The following is a 13375-nucleotide window of genomic DNA, read 5'->3' on the forward strand; positions in this document are numbered from 1 at the left end:
ACTCACCCGTCCGCCGCTAGCTTTGTTCCGAAGAACTCCACTCGCTCGACTTGCATGTGTTAGGCACGCCGCCAGCGTTCGTCCTGAGCCAGGATCAAACTCTCACTAAAAAGTTTAATCATTTGCTCAAATTACTTTGAATCTTTGTTTTAAGACTCTCAAAAGAATTGCTGGTTTACTTTAACTATATTCTGTTCAATTTTCAAAGATCATTTGTCCGTCGCACTCAAGCGACTTCCTTATCTTATCACTTTGTCGCTTTTGTGTCAACAGTTTTTTTAACTTATTTTTTAAGTTTTTTAACTTGTTTAAGTTACTAACTGTTTCCCTTAAGGACAATGACTATTTTATCATAGCATTCTTTTCTTAAATGTATTATAAGTATTATAAAATCAAATTATTTATCATTTTCTTTATTTTTTGATATTTTTCTCTTTTTTTCTATTATTGATACACTTGGTAAAGAGTATGGATATTTTTATATAATTTTAGCTCCTTTTATAGATTTATATATATTAGTATTGCATATTTTCACTAATTTAAAATTATATAAGTTCCATCTAAGTTAATATATATGAATCTAAGGAGATTATATTATGTATAAATACTTAATTAATTAACCAATAAAAATTATTAAAAATAAAATAAGAAAGTAAATAAAGATTTAATGTACAAAGCTTGTACTATTAAATATAGAAAAGTAATTTAACAAACTCTAGTAATTTATCTTTTTTAATATTATAATAATTTATATATCTTGTGCACTCATAGCTCAGTTGGATAGAGTGCTGGACTTCGAATCCAGGCGTCGGGGGTTCGACTCCCTCTGGGTGCACCATATTAACACTTTATAAATGTTAATTGTTTTTTGTATCCATAGCTATAGAATTTTTAAAACTACTACTAAATAATTAAAAATTCACTGTTAGAAGGTATATTTGCATTAATAATAAATCTTCTAAGATCTTAGCAGATTTATTTTATATACTAGATCAATGCTATGAAAAGTTATATGAGATATTTAATGAATTACAAAATTATATCTTTAAACTAACTTAAATTACTTTTCCATAGATTAAATACTTATATAAATTTATAATATTTGCTAAAATTAATACACAAAAATGATAATAAAATTGTATTCTGAATTGCATCATCTATATCTGCCTGCGATAGCAATATGCCTTTTGCAACTCTATACATACTTATAAGATTTTCTTCAATTAAATTAATAAATGCTTCTTTATTACCTTTTTTTGCTTTTATTATATTGTCTTCCTTCTTCTAAACATGTATATCCCCCCTTTTTTAGTTATTAGATATTTAAAGTTAATAAAAGGTTCATATGTATTTTAAAATATGAATATCCTTTAGTAGCTCATAATGCAAGTTTTTATAGAAACTTTTTAAGATATTATAGTATAAAAAATAACTCATCGAACTATTACAATAGTATCAATGAGTTATATCTAATATGCAAAAGTATATTTCAGCTTTTACACATATATATGTCTTTTAAAATGGTACCTCTTCATTAATTACTTCATTAACAACCTTTTTCTTTCTGTCTATAAAAGTAAATTCATTTAAAATTATATCAACCTTATACTTCTTTTCCCCTGTTTCACTAACATAATTGCTAGTTTTAATCTTTCCCTCAACAGCTAATTTGCTTCCCTTAGCAACATTATGAGCTAATATTATAGCTTTTTTATCAAATGCTACTATTTCTATAAATGTTGCTATTCTTTCATTTGTTTTAACATTGTATTCATTTACTGCTAAAGTGAATCTAACATACTTTCCTTCTTTTTTGTCATTCTTATAATTCTTCAACTCTAAATCATTAACTACATTACCTACTAAAGTAACTTTATTCATATTTTACACCTCCAAGAATTAACTATCTTAATTCTTGACCTTAATACATTTTCTTATACATATAAAATATATTTTTATTAAAATCCCAAATCGCTAGTAATCATATCTACTCCCATATTAATTAGCTTATTTATATCCTTTTTATTGTTTACAGTCCATACATTAACTTTTGCACCATGTAAATGAGCTAAATCAACTTTATCTTTTGTTATTTTATCTATTTTAATATCAATTCCATAATTACCGTATTTTTTTAATAAGTTAATATTTTCTATAGTTATATCACCTAAATATTGAAAATGAATTTTATCACTGTACTCTCTAATATATTTTATCCATTCATATGAAGTAGATATTATTATAGTATTATCTTCAAGTCCATATTTTTTTATTTTATCAACAATTTCCTTAACTTTTTCCACATTAACTAACTTGAATTCAATAACTGGTGTTACTTTATTTTCAACACAACAATTTAAATATTCGTCTAAAGTCGGTATTTTTAAATTATTATAATTATTAACATTATTCCCACTATCTATATTAAGTTCTTTTACTTCTAATAAATTCATATTTTTTATTTCCCCTATACCATTTGTCATCCTTTCAACATCAGCATCATGAAATACAACAATATTTCCATCCTTTAATACATATATATCTGTCTCAACTCCCCAAGCTCCAATACTAGCCGCCCTATTAAATGATTGTATAGTATTTTCAGGCTCTAAAGCACTAGCACCTCTATGTCCTATCATTTTTATATTACGCTCATCTCCATATGTATTCATACTAACATTTAATATTATAATTAATAATAATATACTTACTCTTAAAATATTATTTATAATCTTCATACTTCACTTCTTCTTTCTATTATACTTAATACTTCTTTAAATATATTATTAATACTTCTACTCAAAATAATGCATTTTATCTACATAAAAAGAGGTATTTAATGAAAAATACCTCTTTTTAATATTATTTAATTATAGCTTCTCTTAATCTATCTGATGCACTAACTAATTCGTTTTGCCAATCTTTAACAGTCTTAGTTCCATTCATTATTGAATCTATTATTAAGACATAAGAATCATTCCAAACTAGACCTTCAATTGGTTCAGTAGCAGCGAATCCACCCATAACTGGTTTAGCACCATTTTCATAAACACTTAGTATTTCAATTTGTAATTCATCTAAATATTGACTAGCTATTTCTATAGCACCTTCTACAGGAACAACTGATTTTCCTAACTCTGCAATTATTCCTACAGCTTCATCACTATAAAGATAAGCCATAAATTCTTCTGCTAATTCTATATTAGAAGCTTCTGCAGGAATATACATTTGTTCAAAGAAGTTATAAGAATACATATCTCCACCATCTTCATATGCTGGATATGCTGTGAATCCCCATTCAAACCCATCTGCTCTTGGTGCATCTGCCATTTCACCTGGTAACCAATCTCCATTATTTATAAATAGAGCTTTGTTATCTAAAACTAATTGTTGATTCTTTTTGTAGTTATCTCCATTAGCATTTGCTACAACTGATGGTTCTGTGTAATCTTTAAGCTTAGCGAATGTTTCTAATACTCTAGTAGCTTCCTCTGAAGTCCAGAATCCTTCTTCGTAATTCATTGCTTTATTAAACCCTTCAATACCACCTGATGCTGCTAACATAGCTGGCATAGCAGAGTCAAAATATCCTGCTGTTGGATAAGCAAATAAAGATATTCCATCAGCTTTTGCTTTATCACCTAAGGCAAAGAATTCATCCCAAGTTTTTGGAACATCATACCCCTTCTCTTCAAATAATCCTTTATTATAGAATAACCCTGTAGGACTATAGAATAATGGCGCTAAATATGTTTTACCATCTCCATATGGAGCTGTAGATGAAGTATCTAAGAATCCATCTAATATTTTATCTTTTACCTTTACACTTTCACCAGGAACAGTCATATTCATAACATCGGTTAAATCATGTAGAGCTTGTTCATTTATAAAAGTTTCTGTTAAAGCTTCTGGTCTACCAGTCGCTAAATATATTAAATCTGGAATATTCCCACCTTGAATCTGTGGTCTAATTATTTCTTCTAAATTAGAAGCCGTAGTTAATTCAACTTTTACGCCTTCATGATCTTCTTCAAAATTTTCAACCAACTTTTCCCAATGAGCTACTCCACGTCCACCATCTAAGGCTGCAATTTTTAAAACTTTTTCTTCTCCTGAGTCTGTAGATACAGACTCGTTTGATCCTTTTCCTGAATCTGTAGATGCTGAGTTACCACAACCAGCAAATAATGTAGTTGCAATAAGAGCACTTAATATAAATGATAATTTTTTAAATCTCATAAAAAACTCCCCCTTACCTTTTATACCTATATTTTACATTATTGTAAACGTTATATCTATAAAATTTTTGTTTTTTTTTTTAGTTATCTTGCGTTTAAGCCAATTTATAATAATTTATAACCCTAATGTACTCTCAACAATTTTACTTATTTCTTCAGCCTTTTCTAAAGAATCCATTTCTGCAAATACCCTTAATACAGGTTCTGTACCTGAGAAACGAACAATTACCCAACCTCCATTTTTAAAGTATACCTTATATCCATCTCTATATGACACTTTCTCAACTTCATAGTTAAATTTTATTGGTTTCTTTTTAACCATTAATAAATCAATTAATTCTTCTTTCTTCCTTTGTGGCATTTTGTAATCTCTTTCAGACATGTATAATTTTCCATATTCATTACATATGTCTTCATATATTTCTGATAATGATTTACCTGTTACTGCTATCATTTCAACTAAAAGAGATGCTGCATAAACTCCATCTTTTCCTTGAATATGTCCCTTAACAGTAAGTCCTCCACTAGACTCTCCACCTATTATTGCATTACTTTCAATCATCTTAGATGATATATGCTTAAATCCAACTGGAACTTCATAACATTCTTGTCCAAAACTCTTAGCTACCCTATCTAAAAGCTCTGTTGTAGCAATGTTTCTAACTACTGGTCCAGTCCATCCCTTATATTTTAATAAATAATAATATAATAAAACTAAAATATCATTAGGATGAAGGAATCTTCCATTGTTATCAATAACTCCAAGTCTATCTGCATCACCATCGGTTGCTATACCAATATCATATTTTCTATCAATAACATAATTTTGTAATGCTCTTAAATTAGCTGCATTTGGTGTAGGTAACTTCCCACCAAATAAAGTGTCATGACGTTCATTAATAACATCTAATTCACATCTAGCTGTTGCAAGTATAGTTCTTAATGAAGTTTGGCTCACGCCATACATTGGATCTAAAACAACTCTTAAATGTGCATTTCTAATAGCTTCAACATTTATTTGAGACAAGATACAATCAATGTATTCATTAAAAGGATTATCATACTCTATTAATCCTTGAGCAATACCTTCTTCAAAATCTATTGACTTTATTTCTTCTCCTTCTAATTCTTTAATATATTTTTCTACATCATTTGTAACTATTTCATCAGCATCTTTTCCACCTTTAGTAAATAATTTTACACCATTATAAAGTGCTGGATTATGACTTGCTGTTATTGCCATACCATAATCTAATCCTAACCTTTTAACCTCAAACATTATTAAAGGTGTTGGTACCCCCCTATGAATAAATAACACTTTAATACCCTCATAAGCTAAAACTTCAGATATCCACATTGTTGCTTCCTTAGATAAAAATCTTCTATCATATCCAACAACCATAGTTCTATTTTCAACATTCTCAGCCTTCATTTTTCTAGCAACAGCTCTAGCCAATTGTTGAACATTGTCCTTAGTGAAATCTTCGCCTATTATTGCTCTAAATCCTCCGGTTCCAAATTTAATCATAAAATTCACCTCTCAACTATATTTTTTAATACATATTTATCTACAATACTATTTAATTTATCCCACTTTAATTCCATATCTCTTACAAGCTTAAGTTGAGTTCTTGTTCTATCCAAATTTTGCTCTTCATAACTAGTTTTATAATAAACATCACCATCTAAATAGTCAGTTAAAAATCTAATTCCTTGTTCTAAAGTAATTACTTTTGCACCCATAGGTAACATTTTAATTTCATTTTTAGTAAGGCTACCATCTGTTCCTTCTAAAAATCCTTTTGTAAATGCTTCAAAAAATTCTAAATCAACATATACTTTGCTTAAATCTTTTTCATCTTCTAATGCATGTGTTGCTCCACTTCTTATTGCATCTCCAAAATCATATAATGAAAGTCCAGGCATTATTGTATCTAAATCAATAACACAAATTCCTTCTTTAGTTTTCTCATCCATAAGAATATTGCTTATCTTCGTATCATTATGAGTAACCCTTAAAGGTAATTCTCCCCTTTCATACATATCAAGTAGCATAGAAGTGTCATTTTTTCTTTCTAATATAAAGCTTACTTCTTCTATTACTTTATCTAATCTATTAGCCTTATTATTTTCAATTGCACCTAGGAATGTTTTAAACCTTTCCTTTGTATTATGAAAGTTAGGTATAGATTCATATAAAGTTTCTGCTTTATATTCTGATAACATATTTTGAAATTCTCCAAATGCCTTTCCAGCTTTATAAAAATCATTTGCTGACTCTAAAACATCATAAGTTATAGTATTAGAAATAAACTTAATAGCTCTCCAATAATTCCCTAATGAATCTTTAAAAAAGCTTTTTCCTTCCTTAGTAGGAATTACTGTTATGGTTTGTCTATCTATATCTCCATGATTATTTTTGACTACCTCTTTTAAATAATCACATACATTACAGTAGTTTTCCATTAATTTCTCAACATTTTTAAAAATTGAATGATTAATCTTTTGCAAAATATATTTCTCTTCTTTATTATCATTATTCTTACATACAACTAAAAATGTATCATTTATAATTCCACTTCCAAAAGATTTGACATTTACAATATCACCTTTAAAATTAATAGCCTCAAGAGCTTCTGTTGTAATTTTTAAACATTCGTCATGCATCTTGGTTTTATTTCCTCCCATATATTTTTATTGTAAATTCCATCTTTTATCATACCCTCTATAGCTGCTCTTACAATATATTTATCCTCTTGATATGTAACTCCATACCATTTATCCTTAGATTCCATAACTTTTACTTTTATTTTATTATTTGCTAGAAGTGAACTTACAACTGAAGGTATAAAGTATTCACTCTTCTTTGGATCTTTGATTGCTTCTGTATCTAAAAAAGTCTTAAATTGCTCTTCAAGAGCCTCAAATATATTAGTATTAAATGCCCACATATTCATTGATACTGGAGAATTATATTCTAATTCAATCCAATTAACTTCATCCTCAGTATAGAAAGCTGCTTCACCTCTCTTTATTATTTTTGTTCTTTCAACAACTTCTTCTAAGTAACCATCTTTTACTTTACAAACACCTCTTGCAACATGTCCATTTTCTGAAAGTGTATTACATAATTTATACCCAATCATTCCATACATATTTTCATCATTATTTGTAGTTAAAAATTCATATATTTTATTGAAAGCCTCTTGCCCATAAAAATCATCTGCATTTATTGCAACAAATGGAGCATCAACTACATCCTTAGCACATAATATAGCTTGCCCTGTTCCCCATGGCTTAGTTCTACCTGTTGGAACAGTATAGCCTTGTGGTAAATTATCTATTTTTTGAATTGCATATCTTATTTCTGCATATTTCTCAAGTTTATTTCCTATAAGTTCTTTAAACTCTTCTTCTATTTCTTCTCTTAGTATAAAAACTATTTTTTCAAATCCTGCCTTTATTGCATCATGGACAGCTAATTCTAATAATATCTCTCCATTTGGACCAATCTTATCTATTTGTTTTAACCCACCATATCTACTTCCAAGTCCTGCTGCCATTATTAATAATATTGGTTTCATATATATTTCTCTCCCTTTTACTGATATTTTTTATTATATGAATATAACTCTGCAAGTAATCCAGCTAATCCTATAAACATAATAAGAAGCCCATTATATCCATTTATTGTATTCCCCTTTATAACTAATATCACTGATATAATAAATATTAAAATATAAATTATCTTCTTAACCATAAAATCACCCCTATAGGTAGTTAGTAGTCAATTATAAAATTTTCTATTGTAATATACCTCCAAATTTATATACTAACTACTAACTTATAACTTTAACTAATTTTGTTCCACTTAATTTCCCCTGGTTGTAATTCAACTTCCGTCTTATTTCCATTTCCATCATATACAAATGTAATTTGTTTTTCATGTGAATTATTAATTACTGCATATTTGTTACTTTCTAAATATGCTGAAACCTCGCAATTTAAATTATCTGCATACCATATTTTCATCTTATCTTCTTTATGAGCAGCATAGAAACAACTTCTCATAAGTATACGTGTATTTTCAATAGAGTATGGTAATCCAGCTATATATATAGCTCTTCCCTTTCCATAATCATTAGATGACATTAATAAATCTCCATTTCTATAGCAAATAATTTCTGTATCTTTGCTCTTAGCATATACATTCTTTTGTCCTTCTCCAAAATCTATTTCACCAGTTACATCAGCTGTAATAAAATGCTTATCTAATTCTTTATTAAAGTATTTATCTGTACTTAATGAAAACCCTAATTCTTTATCTACACCTAAAGCTTCTGATAATTGGAAGAAATGTCCTCCTTCAAGAACTGCTGATGGTTCTCCAACACCAACAAATCCTCCACCATTATATATCCATTCTCTTATAGTAGTTATAATTTCTGTATCTAACCACTTTTCTCCACCACTAAATGCAGTCCCTGCATCACCAGCATTAATAATTACATCCATATCCTTTGGAATACCATTCTCCTTAATATCATCAAAACTTATAAATTCTACATCAAAACTCATTCCACTTAAAGATTCTATAATACCTAAATAAGTGTATATTTGCTTATACCATAAAGCATGCGCAACCATATGAGTTTGCCACGTTCTAAGCTTTCCCCAACAATTTAATATTCCAACTTTCAATCCACAATATGGTTTATTTCCACCTATATTATCATAAATTTCTCTAAACTCATTACATACACTTTCAATATACTCAACAAATTTAGGAAACTTATATGCTAATGATAAATATCCACCATAACCAATTCTATCTACTGGTTTTCTCATTAATGCCCTTCTTGCTGTTATCCAATTTTCCTTTGCCTCTATACAAGGATCATTTCCCTCGAAAAATGTATCAGGAAAAAAGTATGGTAAAAATCTACCTTCTGTATATTTAACTCCTGGAATATCTGCAATCATTCTAAGTGTTGCTCCTCCTCCAACAGATCCAACTACTCCATCTAATCCTATACTGCTAAAATATTTACCGTAAGGTTCTGTTCCTATCCAGTTATCCCCTAAAAACATCATTGCTTCTCTTCCGTCTTCATGAACTATATCAACAAGCTTCTTAACATTCTCTGCTACAAACCTTTGTTGAAAATCTATATAATCTAAATATTGTCTAGAAGGCACCCTAAATGGAGAATTATAATATCCTTGGTCAACTATATCTTCTGGTCTTAATGCATAACCTTTTTCTTCCTTAAAAGCCCCTAACGCTTCTGGGCTTACACTTGAGCTATATCCAAACCAATCAACAAACTTTTCCTTAGCTAAATCATTAAATATTAATGTAAAATGATAAAAGAATGTTGTAAACCTTACTATATTAGATTCTGGATGTTCATCTAACCACTTATGCATAGCTTCAAAAATATATTTATTACTCTTAGGCTTTCTTGCATCAAATGGCATCTCATGTGGCTTGTCCCCCCAATTATTTGTAATGTGATTATACATTTGGGTTGGATCCCAAAGACAATAAGCTAAAAATGTTACAGTATATTCATGCCATTTATTAACATTTTCTATAATAACTTCTTGAGACTTTTCATCATAACTCCATAATCCTGTATCAACTACTTCATTTGTAGTTCTATCTATTACTTCCCACCATGTTTTTATATCATGATAAGTATCAGGTTGAACTTGTTCACTAAAATATCCATCCATTATTTTAATTCTTAATTTATCTTCACTTGCAACATGGTACTTACTCATTAAATATGTCTGTTGTAACTCTTCTTTATTCGCTTCTGCCCATTTATTATCTCCACGTGCAACAAAGTAAGTTGAATATATTCTTTCTGCTAACCCTTTTATTTCTTTAGGAAGCTTAAATCCATCGCAATCTCTTATTCCATCTGCTCCCCATTTTTCTGCTATTTCCATAGTTTCTTTGATAAAATTATCATCTGTCGGTATTGTTACTCTTCCTTTATTCATCTTTCTTTCCCCCTATTCTTTTATACCGCCTACTGTCATTCCTTCAGTTAATTGTTTTTGTACTAAAATATAAAGTATTATTGTTGGAATCATTACTATAACTAATCCTGCATACATAGCTCCATAATCTGTTGCTGTTTTTTGTACTTGCATTAAATTCAATAATCCAACTGGTAAAGTTTTTGACGAATTTGGAAGTAATGTTAATGCAATTATATATTCATTCCAAAAAGCTAAGAATTGAAATAGTACTACAGTTATAATACTTGGTTTAGCCATTGGAATTATTACCTTAATTAATGTTTGAAAATGAGTACATCCATCTATTGTTGCTGCTTCTTCATAAGCCTTTGGTAATGTACGTAAATAGTTAGATAATAAATAAATTGTAAAAGGCAATGCTGTTGAAGCATAAACTAAAGCTAATACAATTTTATTATCTAAAAATACCGTCATAGCAAGAGGAAGTGCAAATACTTGTTTTATTAACTTATCTGCATCAAGTATTAATAAAAATATTGGAACTACAATATAGTTAACATTTATAAATAATCCAGCTGCAAATAATGTGTTTATTAATTTTCTACTTTTAAAATTAAATCTTGATAATACATAAGCTGCTGGTATAGCAATAACTAAAAGAATTATCAATGCAAGTCCAGTTACAAATACAGAATTTAAGAAATATTCTCCCATATGTGACTTAACGAATGCATTTGTAAAGTTTTCTAACTGAAATCCTTTTGGTAAAGCCCATGGACTACCATAAAATTCTGACTTATCTTTAAAAGAAGCAAGTATTGACCATCCTAAAGGTATCAATATACTTAATGTAAATAATATTAAGCATAAATATATAAATGCTTTCATTAAATTACTAGATGACTTATTTTTTTTCTTCTTAATATCTGATTGTTTATAATTAACTTGTTTTTCAGTAACATTTTGCATATCTAACACCTCCTAATACTCTATTACTTCTCTTTCTGTTATTTTGCTAAGAATTAAAGATAATCCAAATGAGAATAAGAAAATTACAACTCCTATAGCCATACCATATCCATATGAAGAGTTACCATAAGCTTGCTTGTACATATATCCTAATACTGTTTCTGAAGCTCCATCTGGTCCTCCACTAGTCATTACTTTTACAAATAGGAAACTTAAATTGATGCAACTTATTATAAAGAAAGTTAAAGTTGTTCTAACTGTTCCCCATACAAGTGGTAAAGTTATACTAAAGAATTGATGAATTTTAGAAGCTCCTTCTAAGTCAGCTGCTTCATATAAACTTTCTGGAACACTACTCATAGCTGACATATACATAACCATATAGTACCCAACAGCTTGCCATATCATAGCAATAGAAATACACCATACTACAGTTTTAGGATCTCCTAACCACATTCTTTGCCAATTATCCAATTTAAATAAACTTAATGTCGCATTTATAATACCTTGATTTGGATCTAATATTGCTGAAAATATAGCTGATATAACAACTACAGAAAGAATATTTGGTAAGTAAAAAACTATTCTGAAAAAATTGTTAAACTTAATATCTTTTCTAATTAATATTGCTGCTAATGAAATAGCTAGTACTAGTGTTACAATACTTACAAACACAATTAGGAATAATGTGTTTTGAAATGACTTTATAAATTTTTCATCTTTAAACAATATAATGAAATTATTAAGCCCTACAAATTTCTTATTATTACTTAATCCCCCCCATTTAAATAATGACATCCAAAACACGCTTATAGTTGGCATTATCATAAAAATGAAAAATAAAATAACTGCTGGTATAACAGACAATCCTATAAAAAGTTTTTTGGATTTACTATTTTTTCTCAATTAAACCACTCCCCTTTACCTTTTTATTACATTTCTTAATTATATTCTATGCTTTTGTAATCTTTTACACAACAAAATTATTGCTTTATTTTTTAGTTATATTGCTAATCAAGCAATATATTCTAAAAAAAACTATGGTAAACGTTTAATTTTTGTATTATAATGGTATAATTGATAGAATATGTTTAGGGGTGTTTTATGAGTAATACAAGATATAATGTTAATGAAAAAAATATTTATAATATTGATTTTGAACTACTTTATATAAGTAAATCAAAATACGGTGAAGATTGGCATAGTACTTCTCACTTCCATCCATTTACTGAAATTTTTTTTATAACTCACGGTAATGGAATTATGGAAATTGATTCCATTGATGTTGCCGTTAAGGAAGGTGATTTAATTATTATTAATCCAAACTGTCCACATACTGAAAAATCATCTTATAATCGTATGGATCAATTAGAATATATAGTATTTGCTATTAACAATTTGGCATTAGCAAATAAAAGTTTACCTAAATTAAATGGCGATGATCCAAATCCAACCTACTATAAAATAATGAATTTAAACAATAATAAAAGTGTAATTTTATATTATTTAAACACTTTAGTACATGAAGTAGAAGAAAAGCAAGTTAATTATGAATTAGCATGTAAAAGTATATTAACTCTATTTATAATTTATATTTCTAGAAATACTGAATCTACATTGTTGATTGCTGATAATCCTGAAAAACTTAATATTGAATGTGTTAAAATTAAAAATTATATAGACTCTCATTATTCAGAAAATATAACTTTAGATATTCTGTCTAACTTAAGTTATGTAAATAAATTTCACTTAGTTCATCTATTTACTAAGCAAATGGGAATCTCACCTATTAACTATTTAATAAATAGACGAATCGAAGAATCTAAAAATCTGCTAACTACAACTAATTATTCAATAAGAGATATTTCTACTATAGTCGGATTTTCTAACTCTTCTTATTTTAGTCAAATGTTTAAAAAGTTCACTGGTGATTCTCCAAGAGCATATAAAAATAAATATACCACTTTAAAATAATGTATTTTAATTTTATTTAAGATAATAAAAAAAGACAATCTTATAGATTGTCTTTTTTTATGGAGCGGGTAGTGGGAATCGAACCCACCTTTCCAGCTTGGAAGGCTGGAGTATTACCGATATACGATACCCGCATATTTGGAGCGAAAGACGGGACTCGAACCCGCAACATCCACCTTGGCAAGGTGGCGCTCTACCAT

The 13375-nt window shown here is 28.4% G+C and carries 11 protein-coding genes, 2 tRNA genes and 1 rRNA gene; 2 read left to right on the forward strand and 12 right to left on the reverse strand.

The genetic code is table 11. The annotated features are described in order from the left end of the window. A 16S ribosomal RNA gene (locus Q0Y03_RS13780) occupies window positions 1–110 on the reverse strand; the annotation flags it as partial. 651 nt (window positions 111–761) lie between these two features. Here Q0Y03_RS13780 and Q0Y03_RS13785 point away from each other — a divergent pair. Beyond that, window positions 762–838: transfer RNA gene (locus tag Q0Y03_RS13785), tRNA-Arg, on the forward strand. Window positions 839–1515: 677 nt separating this feature from the next. On the opposite strand, the gene Q0Y03_RS13790 is transcribed toward Q0Y03_RS13785, so the two are convergent. The 10 genes from Q0Y03_RS13790 to Q0Y03_RS13835 form a co-directional block, all read right to left on the reverse strand. Continuing rightward, window positions 1516–1881 carry a single-stranded DNA-binding protein gene (locus tag Q0Y03_RS13790; protein WP_297714390.1) on the reverse strand — a complete coding sequence of 122 codons (366 nt, stop codon included), beginning with the start codon at window positions 1879–1881 and terminating at the stop codon, window positions 1516–1518. Between the two features lie 77 nt (window positions 1882–1958). Continuing rightward, window positions 1959–2738, reverse strand: a complete 780-nt coding sequence (locus Q0Y03_RS13795; RefSeq protein WP_297714392.1) for a glycerophosphodiester phosphodiesterase family protein — start codon at window positions 2736–2738, stop codon at window positions 1959–1961. Between the two features lie 124 nt (window positions 2739–2862). Beyond that, window positions 2863–4239, reverse strand: coding sequence for a carbohydrate ABC transporter substrate-binding protein (locus Q0Y03_RS13800; protein ID WP_297714393.1), 1377 nt, complete (start codon window positions 4237–4239; stop codon window positions 2863–2865). 114 nt (window positions 4240–4353) lie between these two features. Continuing rightward, window positions 4354–5766, reverse strand: coding sequence for a phosphoglucomutase/phosphomannomutase family protein (locus Q0Y03_RS13805; protein ID WP_297714394.1), 1413 nt, complete (start codon window positions 5764–5766; stop codon window positions 4354–4356). A gap of 5 nt (window positions 5767–5771) precedes the next feature. Beyond that, the gene (locus Q0Y03_RS13810) at window positions 5772–6905 is read right to left on the reverse strand and encodes a phosphotransferase (protein ID WP_297714395.1); all 1134 of its coding nucleotides are present in this window, start codon (window positions 6903–6905) and stop codon (window positions 5772–5774) included. Continuing rightward, entirely contained in the window at window positions 6887–7822 is a 936-nt protein-coding gene (locus Q0Y03_RS13815; protein ID WP_297714396.1) for a sugar phosphate nucleotidyltransferase, read from the reverse strand. The genes Q0Y03_RS13810 and Q0Y03_RS13815 overlap by 19 nt, the downstream gene beginning before the upstream one ends. A gap of 17 nt (window positions 7823–7839) precedes the next feature. Further along, window positions 7840–7998, reverse strand: a complete 159-nt coding sequence (locus Q0Y03_RS13820) for a hypothetical protein (RefSeq protein ID WP_297714397.1) — start codon at window positions 7996–7998, stop codon at window positions 7840–7842. A 92-nt stretch (window positions 7999–8090) separates the two neighbouring features. Beyond that, window positions 8091–10250: a 1,3-beta-galactosyl-N-acetylhexosamine phosphorylase gene (gene gnpA / locus Q0Y03_RS13825; RefSeq protein ID WP_297714398.1), complete on the reverse strand. Its 2160-nt coding sequence runs from the start codon at window positions 10248–10250 to the stop codon at window positions 8091–8093. A gap of 12 nt (window positions 10251–10262) precedes the next feature. Next, entirely contained in the window at window positions 10263–11120 is an 858-nt protein-coding gene (locus tag Q0Y03_RS13830; protein WP_297714401.1) for a carbohydrate ABC transporter permease, read from the reverse strand. Window positions 11121–11213: 93 nt separating this feature from the next. Continuing rightward, window positions 11214–12107 (reverse strand): sugar ABC transporter permease, encoded by an 894-nt coding sequence (locus tag Q0Y03_RS13835; protein WP_297714399.1) that lies wholly within the window; start codon window positions 12105–12107, stop codon window positions 11214–11216. 198 nt (window positions 12108–12305) lie between these two features. Between Q0Y03_RS13835 and Q0Y03_RS13840 the strand changes: the two genes are divergently transcribed. Next, window positions 12306–13175: an AraC family transcriptional regulator gene (locus Q0Y03_RS13840; protein ID WP_297714400.1), complete on the forward strand. Its 870-nt coding sequence runs from the start codon at window positions 12306–12308 to the stop codon at window positions 13173–13175. 60 nt (window positions 13176–13235) lie between these two features. Here the strand turns inward: Q0Y03_RS13840 and Q0Y03_RS13845 are convergent. Next, a tRNA-Gly gene (locus Q0Y03_RS13845) sits at window positions 13236–13309 on the reverse strand. Window positions 13310–13375: the final 66 nt, after the last annotated feature.

This window comes from Clostridium sp. (assembly GCF_026168755.1).
In the GTDB taxonomy this organism is placed as follows: domain Bacteria; phylum Bacillota; class Clostridia; order Clostridiales; family Clostridiaceae; genus Clostridium.

Excerpts from the sequence above, each read along its gene's own strand:
- Q0Y03_RS13800 (WP_297714393.1), bottom strand. The coding sequence starts at position 4,239 with ATGAGATTTAAAAAATTATCATTTATATTAAGTGCTCTTATTGCAACT.
- Q0Y03_RS13790 (WP_297714390.1), bottom strand. The coding sequence starts at position 1,881 with ATGAATAAAGTTACTTTAGTAGGTAATGTAGTTAATGATTTAGAGTTG.
- Q0Y03_RS13840 (WP_297714400.1), top strand. The coding sequence starts at position 12,306 with ATGAGTAATACAAGATATAATGTTAATGAAAAAAATATTTATAATATT.
- Q0Y03_RS13795 (WP_297714392.1), bottom strand. The coding sequence starts at position 2,738 with ATGAAGATTATAAATAATATTTTAAGAGTAAGTATATTATTATTAATT.
- Q0Y03_RS13805 (WP_297714394.1), bottom strand. The coding sequence starts at position 5,766 with ATGATTAAATTTGGAACCGGAGGATTTAGAGCAATAATAGGCGAAGAT.
- Q0Y03_RS13815 (WP_297714396.1), bottom strand. The coding sequence starts at position 7,822 with ATGAAACCAATATTATTAATAATGGCAGCAGGACTTGGAAGTAGATAT.
- gnpA (WP_297714398.1), bottom strand. The coding sequence starts at position 10,250 with ATGAATAAAGGAAGAGTAACAATACCGACAGATGATAATTTTATCAAA.
- Q0Y03_RS13810 (WP_297714395.1), bottom strand. The coding sequence starts at position 6,905 with ATGCATGACGAATGTTTAAAAATTACAACAGAAGCTCTTGAGGCTATT.
- Q0Y03_RS13830 (WP_297714401.1), bottom strand. The coding sequence starts at position 11,120 with ATGAAAGCATTTATATATTTATGCTTAATATTATTTACATTAAGTATA.
- Q0Y03_RS13820 (WP_297714397.1), bottom strand. The coding sequence starts at position 7,998 with ATGGTTAAGAAGATAATTTATATTTTAATATTTATTATATCAGTGATA.